This is a genomic window from Pseudomonas alcaligenes (assembly GCF_014490745.1).
GTDB lineage: Bacteria > Pseudomonadota > Gammaproteobacteria > Pseudomonadales > Pseudomonadaceae > Aquipseudomonas > Aquipseudomonas alcaligenes_C.
The window spans coordinates 1,815,546-1,842,401 of sequence record NZ_LZEU01000001.1; the positions used below are offsets into that span (position 1 = coordinate 1,815,546).

A 26,856-nucleotide genomic window follows, 5' to 3' on the forward strand; every position below is an offset into this window, starting at 1 on the left:
CAGGCCGGGGTTTTCGCTAACGGACTAGCTGGTGTACACCGGGCCTACGCCGAAGCCCCAGAGAATCACCGAGCAGGCGATCATCGCCACCAGCACCACCAGGCCCACGGCCAGTACCGAGCTGGAGAACATGAAACCCTCGTCCGAGGGGATGTTCATGAAGGTCGGGATGCCGGCATAGAGCAGGTAGACCGTGTAGCAGACCGCTGCGGTGCCGATCAGCATACCCAGCCACAGGCTCGGGTAGAGGGCGGCGATACCTCCGATGAACAGCGGGGTGGCGGTATAGGCGGCGAACACCACGCACTGGGTCAGGCTCGGGTTGGAGTCATAGGTGCGTGCCATCCAGTGGATGAAGGCGCCCATCACGGCAACGCCGGCGAGCATCGCCAGGTAGGACATCACGGTCATCTGCAGCGCGCTGGCGCTGGTGAGCTTGACCGGGTCGCCATTGCCCACTGTCCAGCCGACCTCGGTGGTGCCGAAGTAGGCGCAGAGTACGGGAATGGCGGCGAGTATCAGAACGTGGGTCAGGTACATGTGGCTGATGGTTTCTTCCTCGCCACGAATTTCCTGCCACTCTTGGTCGGGATGGGTGAAGAGCCCCCAGACATGGTGGATCATGCAGACACCTCCTCTTGTTATTGTCGATCGCCCCCGAGCGTAGCGCCTGGCCCGCGTGCTCAGCGGTGCCAGGTGCAGGCCGAATCACTGCGACCGTATGACGCAGTATAGGAGAAGGCTGGAGCCCGCGTGAGCCGTGGTTTTAGAGCGAATCGCTCTCTGCGACTCAGCTGTAATAGCGCTGCAGTATTTCCATCGCCAGATTGATCGACTGCAGACGGCTGGTGCTGCCGCCGCGATCCGGGTGGTGCTGGCTGACCAACTGCCGGTAGCGCAGCTTGATGGTGGCGAGATTGAGCCTTCGCTCGTTCTCCAGCTCGAACAGTTCGAGGGCCGCGCGCTTTTCGTCGCCGCCCTGCATGCGCGTCCAGAAGCTGGTCAGCAGCTTTTCCACGTCGCTTTCGCTGGTTTCGCGCAGATGTTGCAGATTGAGATAGTAGTCACGTAACGGGTCGCTTTCGGCCAGTTCGTTGCTGCCCGGCTGCCAGGGCTGCAGTTGCACGCTCAGCGGGTTGATCTGCAGGTGCGCGGTCTGGCTCAGCCACAGCCGCTCGCGCAGTTGGTAGAGCGCGTTGAACAGCAGGAAGTGGGTGCGGAACAGCACCAGCTTGTCGTCCAGTCCCAGGTGCGGGATATGGGTGGAGTGGCGGGCCTTGAGCTGGCGGATCAGGTTGAATTCGCTGATGCCGTCGGGGGCGTCGCGCAGCAATTCGTGCAGTTGCTCGGCCAGGTCGAGCATGGGATCGAGATCATTCATCCGCTCAGCCTAACATGGGCTGCCGTTCGCCGGCTTTGTGCGTAAAATAGCCAGCTTTTCGCCTTCCCCCGGATTTTCCAGCACCATGCCCAGCACCCTTTCGGTCAACCAGAACAAACTGCAGAAGCGCCTGCGTCGCCAGGTCGGCGAGGCCATCGCCGACTTCAACATGATCGAGGACGGCGACAAGGTGATGGTCTGCCTGTCCGGCGGCAAGGACAGCTACACCATGCTGGACATCCTGCTGTACCTGCAGAAGGTGGCACCGATCAAGTTCGAGATCGTCGCGGTGAACATGGATCAGAAGCAGCCGGGCTTCCCCGAGCACGTGCTGCCGGCCTACCTGGAATCCATCGGCGTGCAGTACCACATCATCGAGAAGGACACCTACTCGGTGGTGAAGGAGAAGATCCCGGAAGGCAAGACCACCTGCTCACTGTGTTCGCGCCTGCGCCGCGGCACCCTGTACACCTACGCCGACGAGATCGGCGCGACCAAGATGGCCCTCGGTCACCACCGCGACGACATCCTGGAAACCTTCTTCCTCAACATGTTCTACGGCGGCACGCTGAAGGCCATGCCGCCCAAGTTGCTGTCCGACGACGGCCGCAACGTGGTGATCCGCCCGCTGGCCTACTGCAACGAGAAGGACATCGAGGCCTATTCCGAGCTCAAGGAATTCCCGATCATCCCGTGCAACCTCTGCGGCTCGCAGGAGAACCTGCAGCGCCAGGTGGTCAAGGAGATGCTCAACGAGTGGGAGCGCAAGAGCCCGGGGCGTACCGAGATCATGTTCCGCGCCCTGCAGAACGTGGTGCCGTCGCAGCTGGCCGACCGCGAGCTGTTCGACTTCCAGAGCCTGAAGATCGACGACAGTGCCACTCCGCGCTTCCTCGATGTAATGAGTCTGTAATCCCAGGTCGGCCGCGTTGAGCGGCCGATTTTGTTTGTGGGGGCTGGTTTTCTGGGTGGGCTTTACGGGCTGGATGCACCTGTAGCGGCAACGCTTTATTGCCTGATGAGTTGTGTGCGGCTGCGGTTCGATGCGCGCGAGGCGTTTGAGTGCAAGGCCAAAGGATATGACTTCATGGCAGGCCATTTTGAATAGCCTCGTAGCGTGACTTATCGCTTCGGTGTTCTGTGCTGGTTTAGGCGGGATCGGCGTTACATTGACTTGCCCTTATCACGGTGCGGCTGAGTCCATAAGCCCGTCATGGGGGCGATATCTACCTGAAAATATCCTGGAGAGGCTATGGCAATGGACTGGCTGGCGCGAATGCGCTTCATCTTCAATAAGGCGCTAGGACGCATCGATAGCCGTCTCAATCTCGATGAAATTGAGCGTTACTGGAATTACCCGCGCTGCGGGAATGCTTTTCTCGAGGCCTATCAACATTCTCGTCACCTTACTGCCTCGACTGATGATCTCGCCAAGCAACTGCGTTTCCATACGCTTATGCAGATGGTCAGGCGGGTTGCGAGTGGGCAAGTGGCTGGTGATGTGGTGGAGTGCGGCTGCTGGCGGGGTCATTCCAGTCACATGATGGCAAGCGTGCTATCTGAAGCGGGCTGGGCAGGGCGTTTACTGATATTCGACAGTTTCGAGGGTGGGCTTTCCGATAAGGTCGCTCAGGATCGGGCGCTGCTGGGTGATACCGGTGCCGAGGAAACACTCAGGCAGAAGCGCCTGTTCGCCTCTGACCAGGATGCAGTGGCTGCCGTGTTGAGCCCTTTTGCGTTCGTTGAGCTACACAAGGGCTGGATTCCCCAGGTCTTTACTCAGGTTCAGGGCCTTGATTCGCGGCGTTTTGCCCTCGTGCACCTCGATGTGGATTTGTATGCGCCGACTTTGGAGTCGCTGCGCTTCTACGTACCGCGGATTAGCAAGGGTGGGGTTGTTGTGGTTGATGATTACGCCTCCACTCACTTCCCAGGGGCCACTGCAGCTGTCGATGAGTTCATCGCTGAGTTCCCGCCGGAGCTGGTGGTGGAAGGGCAGACGGGTGGCATCCTGCTGTTTTACTAGTGTCCATATTGTCTGGCTTCGAGAGGAGCGCTCTGGCTCTAATGCTCAGATCCTGGGCGCTTGATGCAGCAATTGTCAGGGCCATCGCACGGCAGTGGGCCGGTTGATGAGCTGTAACTCAACACTTGAAGTCAGCCAGAGTGCTCGCTTTGGACTAGCTCTTGCCTGGCCGGGAGCCTATGAGCCCCACTCAGAAGGTCATTCAATTGGCTTGTTCGCATTGCCTCGGGTAAAGCGAGAGGCATCTTGCGGGCAAGGGTTGAAAGGGCACGGCGCGTTAGGTTAGCGTGACATCATTGTTATGGAGATCCGTATGTCGTCTCGCCCTTACCTGAAATGCCCCATTCGCTGCGCCGTTGTCGGCGTGGTGGGCGCGCGCGCGCAGGTCGAGGCCGCTGCTTATTTCTTTTACGGGTATTGGTTTAGCCACTAGCGCGCCTGATACCCCTTAGGCGCCCCAGAGCAAAGGGTCGCCACCAACCAGTTTCATGAAACCCCGGTCGGCCACCCGACCGGGGTTTTTTATTTTTCGGCCCACAAGGCCAGCACGATGCACACAGAGGATCGAAACATGACCGCTTACACCGCCTATTACTGCTCTTACCGTACTTGTGCCTGGCGATTTAGCAGCGCTGCCGCACACCTCCGAGAATCCAGTCGAACACCCAGATAGAGCGCCGCGCGTGGCATGAGGCCACGCCGGCCGAGGATTATTGCCATGAATGCTTCCGTTACCGCGCTGCGCGCACAAGCCGTGTCGCCATCCACCACTTGCCGCCGAGCAACACCGCTGCCGACTCCCGTCGATCTGCGTCAGCGCTTGCCGCTGCCTACCGCTCTCGCCAGTCAGGTACAAGCTCAGCGCGAGGCCATCCGCGCTGTACTCGACGGCTCCGACCCACGCCTGCTGGTCGTCATCGGCCCCTGTTCCCTTCACGATCCGATTGCCGCCCTCGAATACGCCGACCGCCTGGCCGCACTGGCCCCTGAAATAAGCGATCAACTGCTGCTGGTAATGCGTGCCTACGTTGAGAAACCGCGTACCACCATCGGTTGGAAGGGCCTGGTGTACGACCCTCAGCTGGATGGCACTGGCGACATGGCGGGCGGCCTTGAACTGTCGCGTCGGTTGATGCTGGCCATGCTCGAACGCGGCCTGCCGGTGGCCACCGAGCTTCTGCAGCCGTTGCTGGCTGGCTACTTCGACGATCTATTGGGCTGGGCTGCTATCGGCGCGCGCACTAGCGAATCGCAGGTGCACCGTGAGCTGGTCAGCGGCCTGGATGTGCCGGTGGGGTTCAAGAACGGCACCGATGGCAGTCTGGCCATCGCCTGCGATGCCATGCGTTCTGCGGCGCACCCGCACCAGCACTTCGGTGTGGACGGCCTGGGCCGCCCGGCGCTGATCGAGACCAACGGTAACCCGGATACCCACCTGGTACTGCGTGGAGGCCACGGTGGGCCGAACTTTGATGCAGCCAGTGTGGCCGTGGCGCGGGCGAGTCTCGAGAAGCAGGGCATTGCGGCGCGGATCATGGTCGACTGCAGCCATGCCAATAGCGGCAAGGATCCGCTGCGCCAGCCTGCAGTACTGCGCGATGTGCTTGACCAGCGCCTGGCTGGCGATGTCAGCCTGCGCGGAGTGATGCTAGAGAGCCATCTGTTCGACGGCTGTCAGTCGTTGTCGGCTGATCTGCATTACGGTGTGTCGATCACCGACGGTTGCCTGGGCTGGACTGGCACCGCTGCGATGTTGCGTGAGGCTGCACAGAAATTGCGCTCGGCCAGGTAGGGCCTGTTCTGCGGCTGCCCCTGGCGTGCAGCACGCCAATACCGTGTCAGCTTGTTGGCGGCAAGCCGTGTTGCGTGGTGCCAGGGGTTGCGGGCACCCTGTGCACCTGTTTCAGGCAAGGATTTCTTATGCGTGATTATCAATGGCTATACGAGTACTGCCTCAATCGCTTTGGTTCGGTCGCAGCCCTGGAGGCCCGGCTGCCACAGGTGAAGAGTGCCGCCGAGCTGCGCGCCCTGAGTGATGACCGCTATCTGTCGCTGATCGCCTTGCGCGTATTCCGCGCCGGCCTCAAGCACAGCCTGGTGGATGCCAAGTGGCCGGCCTTCGAGGAAGTGTTCTTCGGCTTCGTCCCGGAGAAGGTGGCGCTGATGAGTGCCGAGCACCTCGAGCGGCTGATGCAGGATGCGCGGCTGATCCGCCATCTGGGCAAGCTCAAGAGCGTGCCGCGCAACGCCCAGTTCGTGCTGGATGTGCAGAAGGACAAGGGCAGCTTCGGCGCGCTGATCGCCGATTGGCCGGTCACCGATATCGTTGGCCTGTGGAAATACCTGGCCAAGCACGGCAGCCAGCTTGGCGGCCTGTCCGCGCCGCGCCTGCTGCGGATGATCGGCAAGGACACCTTTATTCCCACCGACGACATGGTCGCCGCGCTCAAGGCCCAGGAAATCGTCGACAAGGCGCCGACCAGCCAGAAAGAGCTGGCCGCGGTGCAGGCGGCGTTCAATCAGTGGCACGCCGAAAGCGGCCGGCCGCTGTGTCAGCTGTCGGTGATGCTGGCCCACACGGTCAATCACTGACAAAGCTACTGCGCGAGCGTGATCTCGGGTTGGGCGGTGCTCGGATAGTCGGTGTGCCGACTGAACGCACGTTAGTGCGGCTCGCTAGAGCGAGCGGAGCGAGTCATCTGAATGTACTACTCGTACACTCCGGTTCCTGCGCTCCGGCCGCCCCGAGCTGACACTCGCTCGCTACGCTTTGAATTCCGTGAGGACGTCTTATGGAACAGGACATCATCCGCGTCGCCCAGGCCATCCAGCGCGCCGAACGCATCCTGATCATCACCGGCGCCGGGCTTTCCGCCGACTCCGGCCTGCCCACCTACCGCGGCCTTGGTGGCCTGTACAACGGCCTGACGGCGGAAGGGCTGCCGATCGAGGCGGCGCTGTCCGGGCCGATGCTGCAGCGCGATCCGGCACTGTGCTGGAAGTACCTGGCCGAGCTGGGCAAGGCCTGCCTGGGCGCGCAGCCGAATGCCGGGCATGCCGCCATCGCTGAGCTGCAGCGGCGTAAGCCGGGTTGCTGGGTGCTGACGCAGAATATCGACGGCTACCACCGCCAGGCCGGTTCGCCGCCGGAGCGGCTGATCGAGATCCATGGCGAGCTGGCGCCGCTGTATTGCCAGTCCTGTGGCGCCGAGGATCCGCAGCTGGCGGCGCACCTGCAACGACCCTTGCCGCCCCGTTGTGCGCAATGCGGGGGCATCCTGCGCCCACCGGTGGTGCTGTTCGAGGAGATGTTGCCCGAGGATGCCATTGGTCGGCTTTATGAGCAGGTGCGCGAGGGCTTTGAGGTGGTGCTGGCGGTGGGCACCACGGCGAGCTTCCCCTATATCGTCGAACCTGTGGCGCAAGCCCGCAGGAATGGGGGTTTCACCGTGGAAGTGAACCCGGCGCGGACGGAACTCAGCGGCCGGGTGGATGTCTGTTTGGCGGGGCGGGCGTTAGATGTTTTTCCGGAACTACTAAGTCACATTTCCGGGCATTGAATTTGCAATCTCGTTCGACAGACGGCATAGTCGCCCCCTTATAAAAACCAGACAGACACGGTCGTGCCCATGCTAAAGCGCTTCGCACCCCTCGTGCCCCTCGCACTTACAGTCCTGCTGGCGGCTTGCGCCACCAATCAGGCGCCCCAGTCCACCCAGGTCAACCTCGCCGAGGTCGATCTGCAGCAGGAGCCCAAGCCGGTTGAATACCTCGGCGATGAGCAGCTGCCGGACTTCGCCAAGGACAAGCCCTATCAGCTGCCGGGTCTGGCGGACAACATCCTGGCCCACGGCCTGTCGCTGGTCGGTACCCGTTACCGCATGGGCGGCACCTCGGTGACCACCGGTTTCGATTGCAGCGGCTTCGTTGGCTTCCTGTACAAGGAAGAGGCGGGCATGCAGCTGCCGCGTTCCACCCGCGAGCTGATCAACCTCGACGCGCCGCTGGTATCGCGCAGCGAGCTGAAACCGGGCGACATCATCTTCTTCAACAACCGTGGCCGCGGCCGCGTCAGTCACGCCGGGATCTACCTGGGTGATGACCAGTTCATCCACTCCAGCAGCAGCCGCAGTGGCGGCGTACGGGTCGACAGCCTGGACGACAGCTACTGGAGCCGCAGCTACATGGAAGCCAAGCGCGCCCTGGCCATGGCGCCGCAGCAAGACGCCCAGTCGGGCAGCCCGCTGCACCGCTGATTCCCTGCCGCGGGCCTTGCGCCCGCGTCGCTTGCTCGGCAGAGTAGGGCGCATTCCGGCCAGGATCGCCCGTTCATGCATTACACGGCTCGTTTCGCCCTGCTAGTTCTCGCCGCGCTGCTTACCGCCTGCGCCGGCAACCCTCCCGCTCCAGAACCGCAAAATCCCTTTCCGATTGTCAGCGACGGCAGTGCCGACGATGTACTGATCAGTGCCATCGGCCTGGTTGGCACCCCCTATCGCTACGGCGGCAACACCCCGGACAGCGGTTTCGACTGCAGCGGCCTGATCGGCTACGTCTACCGCAACTCGGCAGGTATCCAGCTGCCGCGGTCGACCCGCGAGATGGTCGGGCTGCGCGTGCCCAGCGTGAGCCGCGATGCCCTGCAGAGCGGCGATCTGGTGTTCTTCGCCACCAATGGCGGCGGTCAGGTCAGCCATGCCGGCATCTATGTCGGCGAAGGGCGCTTCGTGCATGCGCCGTCCAGCGGCGGCACCGTGCGCCTGGACAGCCTGTATGCCGCCTACTGGCAGAAGAGCTTCCTCTCCGCCAAGCGCGTGCTGAGCGGCAACCACCTGGCGCAGACGCCGTGACCCAGCGCAGCCTCAATCTCGACGACAGCCTCTACCAGTACCTGCTGGATGTGTCCCTGCGCGAGACACCGCTGCTCAAGCGCTTGCGCGACGAGACCGCGCTGCTGCCCATGGCGCGCTGGCAGATCGCGCCCGAGCAGGGCCAGTTCATGGCGCTGCTGGTGCAACTGACGGGTGCCCGGCGCATCCTCGAGATCGGCACCTTTACCGGCTACAGCGCCATCTGCCTGGCCCAGGCCATGCCGGCAGACGGCCAGCTGATCTGCTGCGACCTGCCCGGCGACTACAACGCCATCGCCCGCCGTTACTGGCATGAGGCCGGAGTGCTGGAACGCATCGAGTTGCGCCTGGCGCCGGCCCTGGAAACCCTCAATACCCTGGAACGCGCGGGGCAGGGCGAGAGTTTCGACCTGATCTTCATTGATGCCGACAAGGCCAACTACCCGGTCTATCTGGAGCACGCCCTGGTGCTGGCGCGCCAGGGCGGCCTGATTCTGTTCGACAACGTGCTGTGGAGCGGCCGGGTGCTTGAACAGAGCCCGGACAGCGCCGACACCCGCGCCATCCAAGCACTCAACCGCGCCCTCAAGCGCGACCAGCGCCTCGACCTGTCGCTGCTGCCGGTCGGCGACGGCCTGACCCTCTGCCGCAAGCGTTGACGCTCCACCCCCAACCTTCTACCCTGCGCCCCTTGCTACAGGTGCCCCGGATGCTGCGCGTCCATGGGGTGAAACAGGGAAGCCGGTACATTCGTCCGCGAAGAGTCCGGCGCTGCCCCCGCAACGGTAGGTGAGTCAGAGGTCGCATCAGCCACTGTGCTTGGCATGGGAAGGCGCGATCGAAGGAACCTGATGGTTCCACTCACAAGCCCGGAGACCGGCCTGCAGCGATCCACGGCATTGCGGCGGGCTTTGTGGGTGGGCGGGCCTTGCGTGCCTACCCGCGTGTCATCCCCCGTATTGCCCCTATCCTGTTCCTGCGCCGCGCACTTCCCTGTGCCGTGGCGCTTGTGCATTGGCGCGGCGGCGGGCCGCGAGGAGTTGTGCATGAGCGAGTCCGAGCAACGCGACGAGCGCCACAAGGCGCGCATGGAGCGCAAGAAGGCGCTGATCGACGAAAAGATCGCCCAGGCCCAGGACGAGCGTGGCTTGCTGCTGGTGCACAGCGGCAACGGCAAGGGCAAGAGCAGCTCGGCCTTCGGCATGGTCGCCCGTGCCCTGGGTCACGGCATCAAGGTCGGCGTGGTGCAGTTCATCAAGGGCGCCGCCACCGGCGAGGAAGCCTTCTTCCGCCGTTTTCCCGAGGAAGTCCGTTACTTCCGCATGGGCGAAGGCTTCACCTGGGAAACCCAGGATCGCCAGCGTGACAAGCTCAAGGCCGAGGAAGCCTGGCAGGTGGCCCGCGAGCTGCTGGCCGACGACAGCATCGGCCTGGTGGTGCTGGACGAGCTGAACATCGCCCTCAAACACGGCTATCTGGAACTGGACGCGGTGCTCGCCGATATCCAGGCGCGCCCCTTCCTCCAGCACGTGGTGGTGACCGGGCGTGGCGCCCGCGACGAGCTGATCGAGGCGGCTGATACGGTGACCGAAATGAACCTGATCAAGCACGCCTTCAAGGCGGGCGTGAAAGCACAGAAGGGCATCGAGTTCTGATGATTACCTGCCCCCAGCACGCCGTGCGCTGTGTCAGCGGCACTTGCCGTACCTGCTTGTACTGTCTGCGTGCCGCTTCCTTGTGCCCGACATACCGGATGGCAGGTGATTGCCGATGAGTAGTCGTCGCTGCCCAGCCCTGCTGATTGCCGCCCCTGCCTCCGGGCAGGGCAAGACTACGGTCACCGCCGCCCTGGCGCGCCTGCATACGCGGGCCGGCAAGCGCGTACGGGTGTTCAAGTGCGGGCCGGACTTCCTCGACCCGATGATCCTCGCCCATGCCTGCGGCGCGCCGGTGTACCAGCTCGACCTGTGGATGGTCGGCGAGGACGAATGCCGGCGCCTGCTCTGGGAAGCGGCGGACGAGGCCGACCTGATCCTGATCGAAGGGGTGATGGGCCTGTTCGATGGCAGCCCCTCCGCTGCCGACCTGGCGCGGCGCTTCCAGGTGCCGGTGCTGGGGGTGATCGATGGCAGCGCCATGGCCCAGACTTTCGGCGCCCTGGCCTATGGCCTGGCCAATTTCCAGCACAGCCTGCCGTTTGCCGGGGTGCTGGCCAACCGGGCGGGCAGCGCACGACATGGCGAGATCCTGCGCGACAGCCTGCCGCCGGCGATTCGCTGGTTTGGCGCCTTGCCGCGCAGCGCCGCGGTCGAATTGCCCAGTCGCCACCTCGGCCTGGTGCAGGCTGCCGAGCTGGCTGACCTGGATGCGCGCCTGGATGCCGCCGCCGATGCCTTGCTGGCCAGCGCCGGCGATGGTTTGCCCGATGCGGTCGAGTTCGCTGCGCCGGTCGATGAGCCGGTGGCGCCGCTGCTGGCTGGCGTGCGCATTGGGGTGGCTCGCGACACCGCCTTCGCCTTTCTCTACCGCGCCAACCTCGACCTGTTGCGCCGCCTGGGCGCGCAGCTGGAGTACTTCTCGCCACTGAGCGACAGTGTTCTCCCCGAGGTCGACAGCCTGTACCTGCCCGGCGGCTACCCCGAGCTGCACCTGGCGCAGCTGCAGGACAACCGCAGCATGGCGGCGGCGATCCAGGCGCACCATGCGGCCGGCAAACCGATCCTCGCCGAGTGCGGCGGCATGCTCTACCTGCTCGATCGGCTGACCGACAAGCAAGGCCAGAGTGGCGAGCTGCTCGGCCTGTTGCCGGGCTGCGCGCAGATGCAGCCGCGCATGGCCGCTCTCGGCCTGCAGCAAGTGCAGCTGCCGGAAGGGCTGCTGCGCGGGCATACCTATCACCACTCGCTGCTCGACTGCGCCCTCGAACCGCTGGCGCGCGGTACCAGCCCCAACCAGCGCCCAGCCAGCGAGGCGGTCTATCGTCTGGGTCGGCTGACCGCTTCCTATATTCACTTCTACCTGCCGTCCAACCCGCAGGCCGCCGCCGGGTTGTTCCTGCCATGAGCGATCAGGCCTTCAGCGCCGCCGAGCGCGCCGCGGTCTACCGCGCCATCGCCGAGCGCCGCGATATGCGCCACTTCGCCGGCGGCACGGTAGCGCCCGAGTTGCTCGCACGCCTGCTGCAGGCTGCGCACCAGGCGCCCAGCGTCGGCCTGATGCAGCCCTGGCGCTTTATCCGTATCACCCGTGGCGAGCTGCGCGAGGCGATCCATGCCCAGGTCGAAGCCGAGCGAGTACGCACCGCCGAGGCGCTGGGCGAGCGCAGCGATGAGTTCATGCGGCTCAAGGTCGAGGGCATCCGCGACTGCGCCGAGCTGCTGGTGGTGGCGCTGAGCGATCGTCGCGAGGAGCACATCTTCGGCCGCCGCACCCTGCCGGAAATGGATCTGGCCTCGCTGGCCTGCGCCATCCAGAACCTCTGGCTGGCCGCCCGCGCCGAAGGCCTGGGGCTGGGCTGGGTGTCGCTGTTCGAGCCGCAGGCGCTGGCCGAGCTGCTGCACATGCCGCCCGGCAGCAAGCCGATGGCGGTGCTGTGCCTGGGCCCGGTGAGCGAGTTCTATAGCGAGCCGATGCTGGTGCAGGAGGGCTGGGCGCAGGCGCGGCCGTTGCAGGACATGCTGTTCACCGACTACTGGGAAAACCGCCCATGAGCCTGGCCCTGCTGACCCTCGGTGGCATGGCCCTCGATGGCTGGCTCGGCGAGCCGCGCCGCTGGCACCCGCTGGTGGGCTTCGGCAACCTGGCGCAGCGCATCGAGCAGCGCCTCAACAGCGGTGGCCATGGCTGGCGTAGCCACGGTGTTACCGGCTGGTGCCTGGCGGTGCTGCCGCCGGTGGCATTGGTCTGGCTGCTGAGTTTGAGCGACTCGCTCGGCTGGCTGGTGCAGATCGTCGCGCTGTATTTCGCCCTCGGCCTGAAGAGCCTCGGCCAGCATGCCCTGCCGGTGGCCCAGGCCCTGCGCCTGGGCGATCTGCCCGAGGCGCGCAAGCGGGTCGGTTATCTGGTCAGCCGGCGCACCAGCGAGCTGGACAGCACCGGGGTGGCCCGCGCCGGTACCGAGTCGGTGCTGGAGAATGGTTCCGACGCAGTATTCGCCGCATTGTTCTGGTTCCTCGTCGCTGGCGCGCCGGGCGTAGTGATGTATCGCCTGAGCAACACCCTGGACGCCATGTGGGGCTACCGCAACGAGCGCTTCGAGCGCTTCGGCTGGGCCGCGGCGAAGATCGACGACGGCCTCAACTACATTCCCGCACGCCTGGTGGCGCTGACCTACGCGCTGCTCGGGCATACCCGCCTGGCCCTGCGCTGCTGGCGCCGGCAGGCGCCGCAGTGGGACAGTCCGAATGCCGGCCCGGTGATGGCCGCCGGTGCTGGAGCCCTGGGCGTGAGCCTGGGTGGCGCGGCGGTCTACCATGGGATCGAGGAGCAGCGCCCGCAGCTGGGCGAGGGCGAGCCGCCGCGCGCGCGGGATATCGAGCGGGCGCTGAATCTGGTGCATGGCGGGGTGGCCCTGTGGCTGTTCCTGCTGCTGGCAGGAGGGTTGTTGCTTGCTTGAACATGGCGGACGGCTGCGCGCGGCGGCGCAGCGCTATGGCATTGCCCTGGCGGACTGGCTGGATCTGTCCACCGGCATCGCCCCCTATGGCTGGGCGCTGCCGGCGATTCCCGCGTCTGCCTGGCAGCGCCTGCCGGAGAGCGACGATGGCCTGGAGGCGCTGGCCCGCGACTACTACGGCGCGCCGGCACTGCTGCCGGTGGCCGGCTCGCAGGCGGCGATCCAGGCCCTGCCGCGTTTGCGCCGTGGTGCGCGGGTCGGCGTGCTGACCCCGGCCTACGCCGAACACGCCGCCGCCTGGCGCCGCGAGGGCCATCCGCTGCAGGAACTGGGCGAGGGCGCGGTGGATCGCGCCCTGGAACGTCTCGACGTGCTGGTGGTGGTCAACCCCAACAACCCCAGCGGGCGCCTGCTCGAGCGCCGCCAACTGCTTGACTGGCACGCACGCCTGGCCGAGCGCGGTGGCTGGCTGGTGGTGGACGAGGCGTTCATGGACTGCACTCCCGAGCACAGCCTGGCCGCCGACAGTCATCTGCCGGGGCTGATCGTGCTGCGCTCGTTCGGCAAGTTCTTCGGCCTGGCCGGCATCCGCCTGGGCTTCGTCCTGGCTGAAAGCGAACTGCTGGAACGCCTGGCCGAGCCGCTCGGGCCCTGGGCGGTAAGCGGCCCGGCGCGGGCGGTGGCGAGCGCCCTGCTTGGTGATGTCGAGGGCCAGCAGCGCCAGCGCGAACGCCTGCGCGGCGATGGCCTGCGCCTGGCCGTGCTGCTCAGCACCTATGGCCTGGCGCCGGCCGGTGGCACCGCGCTGTTCCAGCTGGTTGGCCATCCCCAGGCGGTCGGCCTGCACGGTTACTTCGCCCGGCGCGGCATTCTCCTGCGCCTGTTCGCCGAAACCCGCTGCCTGCGCTTCGGCCTGCCGCCCGACGAGGTCGGCTGGCAGCGCCTGGAGCAGGCTCTGCAGGAGATGCCGCGATGAGTTCCACGCTGATGGTGCAGGGCACCACCTCCGATGCCGGTAAAAGCACCCTGGTGACGGCCCTGTGCCGCTGGCTCAGGCGCCAGGGTGTCAGCGTGGTGCCATTCAAGCCGCAGAACATGGCGTTGAACAGCGCGGTGACCGCCGATGGCGGCGAGATTGGCCGCGCCCAGGCCGTACAGGCCCAGGCTGCCGGGCTGGAGCCGCATACCGATATGAACCCGGTGCTGCTCAAGCCCAACAGCGACACCGGCGCCCAGGTGATCATCCACGGCCGCGCCGTGGGCAATATGCAGGCAGTGGGTTACCACGATTACAAACGGGTGGCGCTGCAGGCGGTGCTGGAGTCGCATCGACGCCTCGGCGCACAGTATCCGGTGGTAATGGTGGAAGGCGCCGGCTCGCCGGCCGAGATCAACCTGCGCGCCAACGATATCGCCAACATGGGCTTTGCCGAGGCCGTTGACTGTCCGGTGATTCTGATCGCCGATATCGACAAGGGCGGGGTGTTCGCCCATCTGCTCGGCACCCTGGAACTGCTCTCGCCGAGCGAGCAGGCGCGGGTGCAGGGCTTCGTGATCAACCGTTTCCGTGGCGATATCGGCCTGTTGCAGCCGGGCCTGGACTGGCTGGAGCAGCGCACCGGCAAGCCGGTGCTGGGCGTGCTGCCGTACCTGATGGACTTCCACCTGGAAGCCGAGGATGCGATTGACGTGCGCCAGGCGCAGAAGGGCGCCGAGCAGCTCAAGGTGGTGGTACCGGTGTTGCCGCGCATCAGCAACCACACCGATTTCGACCCGCTGCGCCTGCATCCGCAGGTCGACCTGCAATTTATCGGCCCTGGCCAGGCCATACCGCCGGCCGACCTGATCATCCTGCCCGGCTCGAAGAGCGTGCGCGCCGACCTGGCCCATCTGCGTGCGCAGGGCTGGGAAGCGGCGATTGCCCGTCACCTGCGCTACGGCGGCAAGCTGCTCGGTATCTGCGGCGGCCTGCAGATGCTCGGCAATCGCATCGACGATCCGCTGGCCCTGGAAGGCCCGGCCGGCAGCAGCGCCGGGCTCGGCCTGCTGGATTTCGTCACCGTACTGGAAGCAGAAAAGCAGCTGCGCAACGTACAGGGCGTGCTGGGCCTGGAGCAGGCGGCGGTGAGCGGCTACGAGATCCATGCCGGAGTGAGTAGCGGCCCGGCGCTGGAGCGCCCGGCAGTCAGGCTGGACGATGGTCGTAGCGATGGAGTGAGCAGCTCCGACGGGCAGATCATCGGCACCTACCTGCATGGTCTGTTCGAGTCGAGTGCGGCCTGCGCCGCGCTGCTGCGCTGGGCCGGTCTGCGCGAGGTGCAGACGGTGGATTACCACGCCTTGCGCGAGCGTGATATCGAGCGCCTGGCCGACCTGGTCGAGGCGCATCTGGATACCGCTCGATTGCGCGAACTGTGTGGCCTGGAGAGAACCCTGAACGAGGCGAAACATGCTTGAACTGATCCTCGGTGGTGCGCGTTCCGGCAAGAGTCGCCTGGCCGAGCAACTGGCCGAAGGCAGCGGCCTGGCGGTGACCTATATCGCTACCAGCCAGGCGCTGGATGGCGAGATGAACGAGCGCATCGGCCATCACCGGGCACGGCGCCCGGCCTCTTGGGCGCTGGTGGAAGAACCGCTGGCCCTGGCTCGGGTACTGGGCGCACAGGCGGCGGCCGATCGCTGCCTGCTGGTCGACTGCCTGACCCTGTGGCTGACCAACCTGCTGATGCTGGACGACGACGGGCGTCTGCAGGCCGAGCGCGATGCGCTGCTGGCCTGTCTCGGCGAGCTGCCGGGGCGGATCATCCTGGTCAGCAACGAAACCGGCCTCGGCGTGGTGCCGCTGGGCGAGCTGACCCGGCGTTATGTCGATCTGGCCGGCTGGTTGCATCAGGACATCGCCGCGCGTAGCCAGCGCGTGGTGTTCACCGTCGCCGGCCTGCCCATGTTGCTCAAAGGAGAGCCGCTGTGAGTGCACAAGAGTGGTGGCAGCACGACTGCCGCGCAGTGAACCAGGCCGCCCGTGAGCAGGCTCTGGCGCGTCAGCAGCAACTGACCAAGCCGGCCGGCTCGTTGGGCCAGCTGGAGCAGCTGGCAGTGATCCTGGCTGGTCTGCAGGGCCGCGAGCGGCCGAGCGTGACGCTGCCCTGGATCGCCATCTTCGCTGGCGACCACGGGGTGGTCGAGGAGGGCGTGTCGGCCTTTCCGCAGGCGGTCACCGGGCAGATGCTGCGCAACTTCGTGGCGGGTGGCGCGGCGATCAGTGTGCTGGCCCGCCAGCTCGATGCCCGCCTGGAAGTGATCGACCTGGGCACCGCCGTGCCACTGGAGCCTCTGGCGGGTGTGCAGCACCTGCAGCTGGGCGCGGGCACGGCCAACCTGGCGCGTGAGGCGGCGATGACGCCGGCCCAGTGCCAGGCCGCCCTGGCGGCCGGGCAGGCCAGCGCGCAGCGGGCCCGTGCCGCCGGTGCCGAACTGTTTATCGGTGGCGAGATGGGCATCGGCAACACCACGGCAGCGGCGGCCCTGGCCTGCGCCTTGCTCGACCAGCCGGCCAGCGCCTTGGTCGGCCCCGGTACCGGGCTGGATGCTGGCGGCGTGGCGCACAAGGCGCAGGTGATCGAGCGTGCCCTGGCCCTGCACGCCGGGCAGCTGGACGAGCCGCTGGCAGTGCTGCAGCGTCTCGGCGGTTTCGAGATCGCTGCGCTGGCCGGCGCCTACCTGGCCTGTGCCCAGCAAGGTTTGCCGGTACTGGTCGACGGCTTTATCTGCACGGTGGCGGCGTTGTGCGCGGTGCGCCTGAATCCGGCCTGTCGCGACTGGCTGCTGTTTGCCCATCGTGGCGCCGAGCCGGGTCATCGCCTGCTGCTCGACGCTTTGCAGGGCGAGCCGCTGCTGCAGCTCGGCCTGCGCCTGGGCGAGGGCAGCGGGGCGGCGCTGGCAGTACCGCTGCTGCGCCTGGCCTGTGCGCTGCACAACGGCATGGCCACCTTTGCCGAGGCGGCGGTGTCGGATCGCCCGGCATGAGCCTGCGCCTTGACCTGCTACGGCATGGCGAAACCGAGCGCGGCGGTGGTTTTCGCGGCAGCCTCGACGATGCCCTGACCGCCAGCGGCTGGGCGCAGATGCGTGCCGCCGTGGCCGGCCGAAGTGGTTGGCAGGCGCTGGTCAGCTCACCGCTGCAGCGTTGTGCGCGTTTCGCCGAGGAGCTGGCTGAGCAGCACGGGCTGGCTCTGGAGCTGGAGCCTGATCTGCAGGAGCTGCATTTCGGCGAATGGGAAGGGCGTTCGGCCGCCGAACTGATGGACACCGCCGAGCGCGAGCTGGGCCTGTTCTGGCACAACCCCTATGCCTTCACTCCGCCGGGAGCCGAGCCGCTGGTCGAGTTCGAGGCGCGGGTGCTGGCTGCCCTGGCGCGCCTGCAGCAACGGCATGCCGGCCGCCATGTGCTGCTGGTGACCCACGGCGGGGTGATCAACCTGCTGGTAGCGCGGGCCCGCCAGTTGCCGCCTGAGCAGCTGATGCAGGTGGCCGCGCCTCATGGCGGATTGTTCAGTTTGCAGGTCGACGCCGATCTGCAGTTGCGGGAGTGCTGAGATGCGCCTGCCGCTGGCCCTGCTGATCGCCCTGCAGTTCCTCACCCGCCTGCCGGTACGCCTGCCAGGTATGCCGGCGTCGGCGGATATCGGCCGCTCGCTGCTCTGGTATCCGCTGGTGGGCCTGCTGCTTGGCGGCTTGCTGCTGGCCCTGCATCTGCTGCTGGGCGGTGCGCCGCTGCTGCTGCATGCGGCCTTGCTGCTGACGGCCTGGGTGGGGCTGTCCGGTGGCCTGCATCTGGATGGCCTGGCCGATACGGCGGATGCCTGGGTTGGCGGCTACGGCGACCGCGAGCGCACCCTGGAAATCATGAAGGATCCGCGCAGCGGGCCGATTGCCGTGGTGCTCTTGGTGCTGGTGCTGCTGCTCAAGTTCGTCGCGCTGGTCGCGTTGCTGCAGGCCGGGCAATGGGTGGCGCTGCTGCTGGCGCCCTGGCTGGGGCGCAGCCTGTTGCCGCTGCTGTTTCTGACGACGCCCTATGTGCGCGCCGGCGGCCTGGGCGAGGCGCTCAGCCAGCATCTGCCGCGCCAGCAGTTGCCGCTGCTGCTGGCGGTCAACGGCCTGGCCATGCTGGTCTTCGGCTGGAGTGGGCTGGCGGCCATCCTCGCCGCGCTGCTGGCCTTCTACCTGCTGCGCCGCGCCTTCGTCGCCCGCCTGGGGGGCACCACTGGCGATACCGCCGGGGCGCTGCTGGAACTGGCCGAATGCGCGGTGCTGGTGGCCCTGGCGCTGCTGTAGGGCGAGTGAAACCCGGGTGATCGGGGCGCGGGTTTCACCCGCCCTACGTTTCGATCTCAGCAACTGTTCCGCTTGGTTGCTTGGCAACTGTGCGGGCTTTTTGCCTGATGCGGGTATATACATCTAATCATGTTGCCAACCCACTGCCTGTGTACCAAGTTGCGCCGCGCCAGCCGCAGCGTGACCAAAGTCTACGACGATGCCCTTGCTGGCATCGGGATCAACGCTGCCCAGTATTCGCTGCTGAAGAACCTGCAGCGCCTGGGCCAGCCGAGCATCAGTACGCTGGCCGAAGCGCTGGGGCTGGATCGCAGCACCCTGGGGCGCAACCTCAAGGTGCTGGAGGGGCGCGGCCTGGTGCTGCTGGCCGGCGGCGAGGATCAGCGCAACCGCCTGGTCAGCCTGAGCGACGCCGGCAAGGCCTGCGTCAGCCAGGCGCTGCAGGTCTGGGAGCGGGCGCAGAAACACCTGGCCGAGCGGATTGGCAGCGAGCGGCGAGCCTTGCTGTTCGAACTGCTGGACGATCTGGAACGGCTCGACTGAGCCTTGTTGTTGCTATCAGGCGGGTGCCTGCCCGCAGAGGATGAATCATGACTTCCGTATGGCGTACCAGTGGCTGGGTGTTGCTCGGTGCTTCGCTGATCCTGGCGCTGTCGCTGGGTATCCGCCATGGCTTCGGCCTGTTCCTCACGCCGATGAGCAGCGAATTCGGCTGGGGGCGTGAAGTGTTCGCCTTCGCCATTGCCCTGCAGAACCTGATCTGGGGCCTGGCGCAGCCGGTCACCGGGGCGATTGCCGACCGTTTCGGCGCGCGCCGGGTGATCGCCGCTGGCGGCCTGCTGTATGCCGCCGGCCTGGCGCTGATGGCGCATGCCGACTCGGCGGCGTCGTTGTCGCTGAGCGCCGGCCTGCTGATCGGCATCGGCCTGTCCGGCACTTCCTTCTCGGTGCTGCTGGGCGTGGTCGGCCGCGCCGTGCCGCTGGAGAAACGCAGCATGGGCATGGGTATCGCTGCCGCGGCCGGTTCCTTCGGCCAGTTCGCCATGCTGCCGGGCAGCCTCGGCCTGATCGGCTGGCTGGGCTGGTCGGCCGCGCTGCTGGCGCTGGGCCTGCTGGTGGCGCTGATCATGCCGCTGGCGCTGATGGTGCGTGACCAGCCGCTGCCGGCCCAGGGTGCCGAACAGAGCCTGGGCGAGGCGCTGCGCGAGGCCTGCAGCCACCCCGGCTTCTGGCTGCTGGCGCTGGGCTTCTTCGTCTGCGGCTTCCAGGTGGTATTCATCGGCGTACACCTGCCGGCTTACCTGGTCGACCAGCACCTGGCGGCCAAGGTCGGCACCACGGTGCTGGCGCTGGTCGGCCTGTTCAACGTGTTCGGCACCTATATCGCCGGTTGGCTCGGCGGGCGGCTGTCCAAGCCGCGCCTGCTGACTGCACTGTACCTGCTGCGCACGCTGGTGATCGTGGCCTTCGTCTACTCGCCGCTGAGCGAGTGGAGCGCCTATGCCTTCGGCGTGGCCATGGGCCTGCTGTGGCTGTCCACGGTGCCGCTGACCAATGGCACGGTGGCCACCCTGTTCGGCGTGCGCAACCTGTCGATGCTCGGCGGCATCGTGTTCCTCTTCCACCAGCTCGGCGCCTTCCTCGGCGGCTGGCTGGGCGGCTATCTGTATGACCATACCGGTAGCTACCAGCTGGTCTGGCAGCTGTCGATCCTCCTCGGGCTGCTGGCGGCGGCGCTCAACTGGCCGGTGCGCGAGCAGCCGGTGGAACGTCTGCGGGCGGCGGAGGCCGCGTGAGCAGGGCGCTTGCCGGCGGGCTGGTGGCGCTGCTTGTCGCCTTGCTCGGCCTGGCCTGGTGGGGCTGGCAGTATGGCGGCCTTGCCCTGCTGCAACTGAACATGAGCCTGTGCTGATTGTTCTGCCCGGCGCAGGCGAGTAGCGTTGGCTCATCGTCATTGCCGAGGTAGGCATCATGTTCATCCGATTCACCGCCGCTAACGTGCTACTGGCGCTGGGCGGGCTGGTTCAGGCGGCCGACTGCCCGCCCTTGCTCAAGGAACAGGGCCAGTTGCAGCAGTTGCGCTCGAAAGAGCAGATCGACCTGTGCCAGCGCTTCGCTGGCAAGCCGCTGCTGGTGGTCAATACCGCCAGCCACTGCGGCTTCGCTCCGCAGTTCAAGGGTCTCGAAGTCTTGTATCAGCGCTATAGGGGCCAGGGCCTGGAAGTGCTGGGCGTGCCGTCCAACGACTTCAAGCAGGAAGACGCCGACAGCAGCGAGACGGCCAAGGTGTGCTTCGTCAATTACGGCGTGACCTTCACCATGAGCGAGGCGCAGCACGTCAGTGGCGACGAGGCGGTGCCGCTGTTCCGTCAGTTGGCCGAGCAGAGCAGCACGCCGCGCTGGAACTTCTACAAGTACGTGGTGGGCCGCGACGGCAAGGTAATCGCCAGCTTCTCCAGCCTGACCAAGCCGGACGACGAGGATTTGCAGGCGGCCATCGAACAGGCCATCGCCACTCAGCCGTGATTCCTGCGGGCAGAAAAAAGCCGGGCAATGCCCGGCTTTTTCATGTCACTAGTTTGTGTAGAGCTTGTTTAGGGGCTTTTGAGCTAGAGTCAGGCAAGGCGAAATTGGGTGAGGACGCGGAGTTTACGAGGTGTAAATGAGCAGTCCGAACCCAATTTCAACGCAGCATGGCCGACGATCAAGAGACCCTAGGCACGCTCTTAGAAGCGATAGGTGATCTGCGCACCCAGACCATGGGCGCTGTTCTTGTAGGTGGCGCTGTAGCCCGGTGCTACTTCCACCGAGACATTGCCTGCGCTCATTTCGGTGGCGGCCTGGTTGACCTTGGCTTCGTTCTCGCGCAGGTAGGAGTAGGCCACGTCGATGGTCATGTCGGCAGTTGGCGACCAGCCGGCACCCAGGGAGAACACCTTGCGGTTGCCCACCGGGATACGCACGGTGCGGTTGTCGTTGGCGGTCGGCGCGGCGTCGATGGCGAAGCCGGTACGCAGAACCCACTGCGGGTTGAGCTGGTAGGAGGTGCCGATGGCGAAGCCCCAGGTGTCCTTCCACTTCATCTCTTCGCTGACTTCGGCCAGCGGGGTGCTGCCGAGGATGCTCGGAGTGCCTTCGTTCTCTACCACGATGGCCTGCAGGCGGCTCCAGCGGGTCCAGGTGGCGCCGCCGTAGAGGGTCCACTTGTCGTCCAGCTTGTAGGTCAGCGAGGTATCGACCGACTCGGGGGTGGTGAAGTCCAGCTGGGCGTCGTACTCGCCATTGAACTGGCTGAAGATCGGGCCGTCGCCGCCGCCGATCTTGGTGCGGCCTTCGAGGGTGTAGTCGACCTTGGAGTGGTAGGTCAGACCCCAGGCCAGTTGGTCGGTGACGTCCACCAGCACGCCGATGTTGTAGCCGACGGCGGTGTCGTCGCCCTTGATGTTGACCGAGGTGTCGCCATCGCCGAGCAGGGCGCCATCGTTCAGCTTGCTGGTCAGCTTGCCGTCGATCTTGTTGAAGGTCGGGCCGAAGCCAACGGACACGCGGTCGTTGATCTGGTAGCTCAGGGTCGGTTGCAGGGTGATCACCTGCACCTTGCTGTACTGGCCCTTGTAGCGGCCGCCGAAGCTCTTCTCGTAGTCGCTGATCAGGGCGAAGGGCACGTAGACGCCGACGCCGAAATGCCAGTCTTCGTTGAGCGGCGTGGCGATGTAGCCGAACGGCACGGAGGCCAGGGGCACCATGTCACCCTTGTGGGTTTCGGCGCTGGAGTCGTCGATGTCGACCTTGGCGTCGATCATCGCCATACCGGCGACCACTTCGGTGCGCTTGAGCTTGCTCAGGCCAGCCGGGTTGCCGTAGAGGGTCGAGGCATCCTGGGCGGCCGAGGCGCGGCCGGCGAAGGCGGTTCCCATACCGCTGACGCTTTGTTCGTTGATGGCAAGTCCGTTGCCCAAGCTGTGGGTGGAAATGGCGCTGACGGCCAGGGCGAGGGTGGTCTTCAACCAGGTTTGTTTCATCAGGGAACTCGCGTTCAGCAAAAACAGGGGGCGGCAAACTAACCCTTTTGCCCTGCCTTGCCAACCGCTCTAGATCGCATTTGTTTGGACTATTGGCGAAACCTATCCGAGCTATCTATCTGACTGTTGGGTCAGTTCGTGGCGGGGTTGTTCAGGCCGCCTGATGCTGCTGGCCGATGCATTGTTGCCAGGCACTGAGGAAGTCGCGCAGGCGACCGTGAGGGTGGAAAACCTGACGCCAGATGCGCGCCAGGGCGTGCAGGTCGTCGGCGGCGGGCAGCACGGTCTGCTGCTGTTCCACCAGCAGCCAGGCAATGGCCGTGGCGTAGCGCAGGTTGACTGCCAGTTCCAGGTGCGGGGCGCTGAGAAAGGCATGCTGGCTGGCCAGGCCGCGCACCAGGCTGGCCAGTTCGGGATCCCGGGCCAGGTGCTGATCCCACAGCTGGCGATGGCGTTGGGCGCTGATGTGGTAGAGGCCATGGCCATGCTGGTCGCCGAGGGCCGAACCGAGCTCCGACTGGCTGGCGGCGGCCCCCAGCAGCAGGGCTTCGGCGGTGGCAGAGTGGCGCCCGAGGTAGAGCAGGGTAGGGCGGATGACGTACTGGCAGAGTTCGCTGGCGGCAATACCCATGGAGTCCCCCGATAGGGTGCCGGTGGGGTCAGGTGCCTGGCAGCTGTTCTTGGTTTTAATAAAGACCCCACCGGGAGCGGGGTTAGCCGCTCGATTTGAAGTGTAGTGCGACAAACCGGCTGTAAAGGGCTGTTTTTAAACTGTTTAAGGATTTTGATCGTAGCTGATATGCCGCTCGGTGCTTAAAAGCACCGGGCTGGTAGCGGCTGGAAGTCAGGGCTGGTGTGCCCTTGCCGCGGCGAGGCCGGGCAAGGGCGAGCTGGCAGGCGGGGCTCAGAGGTGCTCGATGGTCAGGGTGGAGAAGCTCACGGAGCCGGCTTCGGTGGTATCGCCGACATTGTCCTGCACGTAGGCGCCGGCCTTGAAGTACATGTTCTGCGTGGCCCAGGCGCTGTCCAGCTTGCCCGTCCACTTGTAGGTGCTGCTGGTGGAGGTCTTCACCGCAATGGCCAGGGTGCCGCTGGGCGTCAGGCGAATGCTGTAGGTGAAGTTCTGGCCCAGGGCCACGCCGGTGAAGATGGTGGTGCTGACGGTGTCGGCGCCGGGCGTGAGGCGGTAGATGGCGACGATGTTGCCGGTCTTGGTGTCGCTCTTGTACTGGTAGGAGAGCTTGAGGGGCGGGTCGTCGCCTTCGACGTTGTGAATCTGGCCGATGACGATCTTGCCGGTGGACGGTACTTGGGTGACCTTCAGGGTGGCCTTCAGGTAGTTGTCGGCCGCGCTGTACTTCCAGTTGCGCTCGTCGCCATTGGCATAGGTCTCGCGCAGTTCGCTGCGCGGGTACTTGGCATTGGGCGTGGTGGTGCCATTGACCGGAGCCCAGAAGAAGATGGCGCCGTTGATGTTCTGGAAGTAATCGTCCTGGTAGCCGCCGGCGAGTTGCGGGGTTTCGATGGTGGTGGCTGGCTGGCCGACGGGGATGGTGAGGTTCCAGGTGTTGAGATCGATCATGAGGCAAAGGCTCCGAAAAGAGGCGGTGGATCATTCGGAGCGCAGATCGAATCCGGATCTGTAACTGCCCGGCCTGCTTGCCGGTAACTCGCACACTGAATGAAGCGACTGGATGCCAGTTGTTGTGCCTGTTTTATGGCGTCAGCAAGTTGGCATGGGCGCTTTATACGGATTGCCGGGGGCGAGGTTAAGTGCCGTTTGTCGCACTTGTGGCGCCATTAAATTGGCGCACTTCGGAACGGAGATTCCTATTCCTCTATTGGGTGCTTGAGTCGCAAGGATTTTTTGCCACGCACCTGTCCGCTTGGTTAGGGCTGCGCTGGCACAGGCGACCTAGAGCGGATCGTGCAGTTTTGTGATGGCCGCCACAGTAGGCCGGTCGGCAAGAAACAGGCGCCGGAAGGCGCCTGGGAAGCAGGGAGAGGCTGGGCTATTGCGGACTGCGATAAGGCAGTCCGCTTCCATCGCCCGGGGCTATTTTCCGGGCATCAGTAGCAGGCGTTTGCTGCCATAGACCTTGTCGATGTTGCGCGACTGGAAGGGGAAGCTCATGTAGCCGCCCTTGAGCCAAGCCTCGATGCCGTCGGCATAGTGCGGGCTGGCCGGATTGCCGGACTGGCCGGAGCTGTTGACGCCGATCAGTGGCTCTTCGCGGCCGAAGTCGACGACGATGCGCATGGCCGGGATCAGCCAGGTGTCGAAGTCGTTGCCCCAGTGATAGGCGGAAACGTTCAGCGTGCTGTGGTCGCCGCCGGCGGGATAGGGGCCGCGATTCAGGTAGCCGGCAACGCTCTCGATGCTGCTGCGTTGGCTGGCGCTCAGGTAGGGCGCCATATGGCTGGCATCGCTAACCCAGTTGTAGCTGTGCAGCTTGCCCCACTGCCAGGCGCTGCGGTTGCTACCCAGCTTGCTCTCGAGGAAGGTCACCGCGGCTGCCAGGCTACGGGCGAGGATGGCCGGCTTGTCTTCCTTCTGCGCGGTCTTGAGGTCATCCCAGAACGGGCTGTCGTCGCGGCCGAGCAGGTGGTCGGCCTGGGCCGAATAGGAGTTGTCGGCAGTGTTGACCAAGGCTTGCCAGGCCGGGCTGTCCTGGCCGAGTTCGTCGGCGAAGGTCTGTTTGGCGCTTTCCTGGAGGAAGGCACTGTACAGCGCAGCATCCGCCGAGCTGGCACTCAGGCGGCCGTCGAAGGCCATCAGTCGGTCGTAGGCTTCGCGGGCCTTGGCCCGCTCACCGGCAGGCAGGGCGTCGATGGCCTGCTTCAGTGGTGCGGCCATACCCGGTGCCTCGAACATCGCCTGCAACTTGCCGGCGAAGGGCGTGGTCTGGTCGTACTGCATGGCGATCATGCTCTGTTGATCCTGCTTGCCGGCGCCGGCCAGCTGAGCGATGCGCTCGGCCCGCTCCGGATAGAACCACGAGTTGGACAGCTGCATGCCGTAGCCGCGCGGCACCGTGCGGTTGTTGGCGGTGCCCAGCCAGCCCTGCTGCGGATCCTGGTCGTAGGGGTGGAGCATGGAGTCGGCGTAGCCGTCCCAGTCGTAGGCGCCGTCCCAGCCCGGCGAAGGCACCAGGCCGAGACCGGCCTTGCGGTTGGGGAAGCGCCCGGTGACCTGCCAGCCGATGTGCTGGGCGTCGGCGAACACCAGGTTGAGGGCCATGGCGCGCACCTCGCGGGTGGCCTCGAAGGCCTGTTCCACCGATTGCGCGCGGGACAGGTCGAAGAAGGCGTCCAGCGAGGTGTCGGCCTCGAGCTGCGGGGTGCACAGCGCCAGGCCATAGCCGCTGGCGAACGATAGCGGCTGCAGCGGCATCTTGCGCTCGCCCAGGGCGCTGTTGAGCAGCGGGCCGTGGCGGGTCTCGAAGACGCTTTCGCGGATCGGCCGCTGGCCCTTGATGAAGAAGGTTTCCTGACGCTCGATGGCCGGCAGCCATTTGCCGTCGGCCTGGTAATAGAGGCGGCTGCCTTCGCGCTTGACCTTCTCCAGGAACAGATCCTGGTTGTCGCCCATGACCATGGTCATGCCCCAGGCCAGCTTGCCGTTGTAGCCGGCGACTATGCCCGGCACGCCGGCGATGGAGACGCCGGCGGCCTGGAATTTCGGCGAGCGGATCTGCACGAAGTTCCACGCCGAGGGCATCGACAGCGGCAGGTGGGTGTCGTTGGCCAGCAGGCTCTTGCCGCTCTTGCTGCGCTGCGGGGCGATGGCCCAGTTGTTGGAAGCGGCGACGCCGAGCATGTTCAGTGCGGCGACCTGGCCGGCAGCCTGGTCGACCGCGGCCAGGCCGGGGATCTTGCCGGCAAGGCTCAGGCCGCGCAGCTTCTCGGCTTCCTCGAACGGCAGCGGCTCGTCCGGATAGGTCGGCAGCAGCCAGGCCAGCTTGTCGCTGCCGACCTTGCCGGCCAGTACCAGCGAAGCGATCTCCTCCTGCAGGTTGACCGACAGGCCGAAGTTGAGCAGGCAGAACACCAGCACCGAGTCTTCCGGCTTCCAGTAGGGCGGCCGGTAGCCGGACTCGGCCAGATCCATCGGCAGCTTGTCCTGGTAGCGGAACAGGTAGGCGTTGACGCCGCGGGCATAGACCTCGAAGAACTTCTTCATGCGCGGCGAGGCGTTCTTGTACAGCACCTCGGCGCTGCGCTTGAGGTTGACCGTGCGCATGAAGCGGTCGATTTCCAGTACCCCGGGGCCGCTCATCTCCGCCAGGCGACCTTCGGCCAGCAGGCGCATGCCGACCATCTGGCTGAGGCGGTCGCTGGCGTGCACGTAGCCCAGGGCGAACAGCGCGTCGTGGAAGGTGGTGGTCTCGATCAGCGGCATGCCCAGCGGGTTGCGTCGTACCACCACACTCTGCGCCAGGCCCTGCACGCGGACGATGCCCTGATCCGGCGGTACGCTGGCGGCATAGCGGCTATTGAGGAACGACTGGCAGCCGCCGAGCAGCAGGGTGCTGCACAGGGTGGTAGCGGCGGCGACGAATGCGGAACGGTTGAGCAGGCGCGAACCCATGAACTGGCTCCTGGCGCAGGGAGTCGGAGAATGGGCG

Annotated in this window: 27 protein-coding genes, 1 other RNA gene and 1 riboswitch; of the genes, 22 read left to right on the top strand and 6 right to left on the bottom strand. The window is 65.6% G+C overall.

From position 1 onward, the window contains the following. Nucleotides 1–24: 24 nt before the first annotated feature. Both A9179_RS08130 and A9179_RS08135 read right to left on the bottom strand, forming a co-directional pair. Nucleotides 25–624: a Yip1 family protein gene (locus A9179_RS08130; RefSeq protein ID WP_187805320.1), complete on the bottom strand. Its 600-nt coding sequence runs from the start codon at nucleotides 622–624 to the stop codon at nucleotides 25–27. 166 nt (nucleotides 625–790) lie between these two features. After that, on the bottom strand, nucleotides 791–1,381 hold the full coding sequence (locus A9179_RS08135; RefSeq protein ID WP_187805321.1) for a DNA-J related domain-containing protein: 591 nt from the start codon (nucleotides 1,379–1,381) through the stop codon (nucleotides 791–793). Nucleotides 1,382–1,466: 85 nt separating this feature from the next. Between A9179_RS08135 and ttcA the strand changes: the two genes are divergently transcribed. The 22 genes from ttcA (at nucleotide 1,467) to A9179_RS08245 (ending at nucleotide 20,732) form a co-directional block, all read left to right on the top strand. After that, nucleotides 1,467–2,294 carry a tRNA 2-thiocytidine(32) synthetase TtcA gene (gene ttcA / locus A9179_RS08140; RefSeq protein WP_187805322.1) on the top strand — a complete coding sequence of 276 codons (828 nt, stop codon included), beginning with the start codon at nucleotides 1,467–1,469 and terminating at the stop codon, nucleotides 2,292–2,294. 339 nt (nucleotides 2,295–2,633) lie between these two features. Beyond that, entirely contained in the window at nucleotides 2,634–3,407 is a 774-nt protein-coding gene (locus tag A9179_RS08145) for a TylF/MycF/NovP-related O-methyltransferase (protein WP_187805323.1), read from the top strand. A 718-nt stretch (nucleotides 3,408–4,125) separates the two neighbouring features. After that, nucleotides 4,126–5,199 (top strand): 3-deoxy-7-phosphoheptulonate synthase, encoded by a 1,074-nt coding sequence (locus A9179_RS08150; RefSeq protein WP_187805324.1) that lies wholly within the window; start codon nucleotides 4,126–4,128, stop codon nucleotides 5,197–5,199. 128 nt (nucleotides 5,200–5,327) lie between these two features. Continuing rightward, nucleotides 5,328–5,999 carry a DNA-3-methyladenine glycosylase I gene (locus A9179_RS08155; protein ID WP_187805325.1) on the top strand — a complete coding sequence of 224 codons (672 nt, stop codon included), beginning with the start codon at nucleotides 5,328–5,330 and terminating at the stop codon, nucleotides 5,997–5,999. Between the two features lie 111 nt (nucleotides 6,000–6,110). Next, nucleotides 6,111–6,186, top strand: a non-coding RNA gene (locus tag A9179_RS08160) — sX9 sRNA. Between the two features lie 13 nt (nucleotides 6,187–6,199). Further along, nucleotides 6,200–6,967, top strand: coding sequence for an NAD-dependent deacylase (locus A9179_RS08165; RefSeq protein WP_187805326.1), 768 nt, complete (start codon nucleotides 6,200–6,202; stop codon nucleotides 6,965–6,967). A gap of 69 nt (nucleotides 6,968–7,036) precedes the next feature. Next, nucleotides 7,037–7,663 carry a C40 family peptidase gene (locus tag A9179_RS08170; protein WP_187805327.1) on the top strand — a complete coding sequence of 209 codons (627 nt, stop codon included), beginning with the start codon at nucleotides 7,037–7,039 and terminating at the stop codon, nucleotides 7,661–7,663. Between the two features lie 75 nt (nucleotides 7,664–7,738). Next, nucleotides 7,739–8,257, top strand: coding sequence for a C40 family peptidase (locus tag A9179_RS08175; RefSeq protein ID WP_187805328.1), 519 nt, complete (start codon nucleotides 7,739–7,741; stop codon nucleotides 8,255–8,257). Further along, nucleotides 8,254–8,916, top strand: coding sequence for an O-methyltransferase (locus A9179_RS08180; RefSeq protein WP_187805329.1), 663 nt, complete (start codon nucleotides 8,254–8,256; stop codon nucleotides 8,914–8,916). The genes A9179_RS08175 and A9179_RS08180 overlap by 4 nt, the downstream gene beginning before the upstream one ends. Before the next feature lie 22 nt (nucleotides 8,917–8,938). Continuing rightward, nucleotides 8,939–9,156, top strand: a riboswitch (cobalamin riboswitch). Nucleotides 9,157–9,303: 147 nt separating this feature from the next. Further along, nucleotides 9,304–9,912 (top strand): cob(I)yrinic acid a,c-diamide adenosyltransferase, encoded by a 609-nt coding sequence (gene cobO, locus A9179_RS08185; RefSeq protein ID WP_187805330.1) that lies wholly within the window; start codon nucleotides 9,304–9,306, stop codon nucleotides 9,910–9,912. A 115-nt stretch (nucleotides 9,913–10,027) separates the two neighbouring features. Continuing rightward, nucleotides 10,028–11,320: a cobyrinate a,c-diamide synthase gene (locus A9179_RS08190; protein WP_187805331.1), complete on the top strand. Its 1,293-nt coding sequence runs from the start codon at nucleotides 10,028–10,030 to the stop codon at nucleotides 11,318–11,320. Continuing rightward, nucleotides 11,317–11,967, top strand: coding sequence for a 5,6-dimethylbenzimidazole synthase (gene bluB / locus A9179_RS08195; protein WP_187805332.1), 651 nt, complete (start codon nucleotides 11,317–11,319; stop codon nucleotides 11,965–11,967). Before A9179_RS08190 ends, bluB begins: the two co-directional genes overlap by 4 nt. After that, the gene (cbiB, locus tag A9179_RS08200; RefSeq protein WP_187805333.1) at nucleotides 11,964–12,872 is read left to right on the top strand and encodes an adenosylcobinamide-phosphate synthase CbiB; all 909 of its coding nucleotides are present in this window, start codon (nucleotides 11,964–11,966) and stop codon (nucleotides 12,870–12,872) included. The genes bluB and cbiB overlap by 4 nt, the downstream gene beginning before the upstream one ends. Beyond that, entirely contained in the window at nucleotides 12,865–13,848 is a 984-nt protein-coding gene (cobD, locus tag A9179_RS08205; protein WP_187805334.1) for a threonine-phosphate decarboxylase CobD, read from the top strand. Before cbiB ends, cobD begins: the two co-directional genes overlap by 8 nt. Further along, nucleotides 13,845–15,329 carry a cobyric acid synthase gene (locus tag A9179_RS08210; RefSeq protein ID WP_187805335.1) on the top strand — a complete coding sequence of 495 codons (1,485 nt, stop codon included), beginning with the start codon at nucleotides 13,845–13,847 and terminating at the stop codon, nucleotides 15,327–15,329. The genes cobD and A9179_RS08210 overlap by 4 nt, the downstream gene beginning before the upstream one ends. Next, nucleotides 15,322–15,843, top strand: coding sequence for a bifunctional adenosylcobinamide kinase/adenosylcobinamide-phosphate guanylyltransferase (gene cobU, locus A9179_RS08215; RefSeq protein ID WP_187805336.1), 522 nt, complete (start codon nucleotides 15,322–15,324; stop codon nucleotides 15,841–15,843). Before A9179_RS08210 ends, cobU begins: the two co-directional genes overlap by 8 nt. Beyond that, the gene (gene cobT / locus A9179_RS08220) at nucleotides 15,840–16,898 is read left to right on the top strand and encodes a nicotinate-nucleotide--dimethylbenzimidazole phosphoribosyltransferase (protein WP_187805337.1); all 1,059 of its coding nucleotides are present in this window, start codon (nucleotides 15,840–15,842) and stop codon (nucleotides 16,896–16,898) included. Before cobU ends, cobT begins: the two co-directional genes overlap by 4 nt. Beyond that, entirely contained in the window at nucleotides 16,895–17,467 is a 573-nt protein-coding gene (gene cobC, locus A9179_RS08225; RefSeq protein WP_187805338.1) for an alpha-ribazole phosphatase family protein, read from the top strand. The genes cobT and cobC overlap by 4 nt, the downstream gene beginning before the upstream one ends. A gap of 1 nt (nucleotide 17,468) precedes the next feature. After that, nucleotides 17,469–18,206 (top strand): adenosylcobinamide-GDP ribazoletransferase, encoded by a 738-nt coding sequence (locus A9179_RS08230; RefSeq protein WP_187805339.1) that lies wholly within the window; start codon nucleotides 17,469–17,471, stop codon nucleotides 18,204–18,206. A gap of 129 nt (nucleotides 18,207–18,335) precedes the next feature. Then, nucleotides 18,336–18,749: a MarR family winged helix-turn-helix transcriptional regulator gene (locus A9179_RS08235; protein WP_187805340.1), complete on the top strand. Its 414-nt coding sequence runs from the start codon at nucleotides 18,336–18,338 to the stop codon at nucleotides 18,747–18,749. A gap of 47 nt (nucleotides 18,750–18,796) precedes the next feature. Continuing rightward, entirely contained in the window at nucleotides 18,797–20,002 is a 1,206-nt protein-coding gene (locus A9179_RS08240) for an MFS transporter (RefSeq protein ID WP_187805341.1), read from the top strand. A 175-nt stretch (nucleotides 20,003–20,177) separates the two neighbouring features. After that, nucleotides 20,178–20,732, top strand: coding sequence for a glutathione peroxidase (locus tag A9179_RS08245; protein ID WP_187805342.1), 555 nt, complete (start codon nucleotides 20,178–20,180; stop codon nucleotides 20,730–20,732). A 200-nt stretch (nucleotides 20,733–20,932) separates the two neighbouring features. Here A9179_RS08245 and A9179_RS08250 read toward each other — a convergent pair whose 3' ends face one another. The 4 genes from A9179_RS08250 to A9179_RS08265 all read right to left on the bottom strand — a co-directional run bounded on the left by A9179_RS08250 (nucleotide 20,933) and on the right by A9179_RS08265 (nucleotide 26,819). Then, nucleotides 20,933–22,228, bottom strand: a complete 1,296-nt coding sequence (locus A9179_RS08250; protein ID WP_187805343.1) for an OmpP1/FadL family transporter — start codon at nucleotides 22,226–22,228, stop codon at nucleotides 20,933–20,935. Between the two features lie 151 nt (nucleotides 22,229–22,379). Next, on the bottom strand, nucleotides 22,380–22,859 hold the full coding sequence (locus A9179_RS08255; RefSeq protein ID WP_187805344.1) for a hypothetical protein: 480 nt from the start codon (nucleotides 22,857–22,859) through the stop codon (nucleotides 22,380–22,382). Nucleotides 22,860–23,132: 273 nt separating this feature from the next. After that, nucleotides 23,133–23,810, bottom strand: a complete 678-nt coding sequence (locus A9179_RS08260) for a polysaccharide lyase family 7 protein (RefSeq protein ID WP_187805345.1) — start codon at nucleotides 23,808–23,810, stop codon at nucleotides 23,133–23,135. Between the two features lie 474 nt (nucleotides 23,811–24,284). Further along, the gene (locus A9179_RS08265) at nucleotides 24,285–26,819 is read right to left on the bottom strand and encodes a penicillin acylase family protein (protein ID WP_187805346.1); all 2,535 of its coding nucleotides are present in this window, start codon (nucleotides 26,817–26,819) and stop codon (nucleotides 24,285–24,287) included. Between the last annotated feature and the right edge of the window lie 37 nt (nucleotides 26,820–26,856).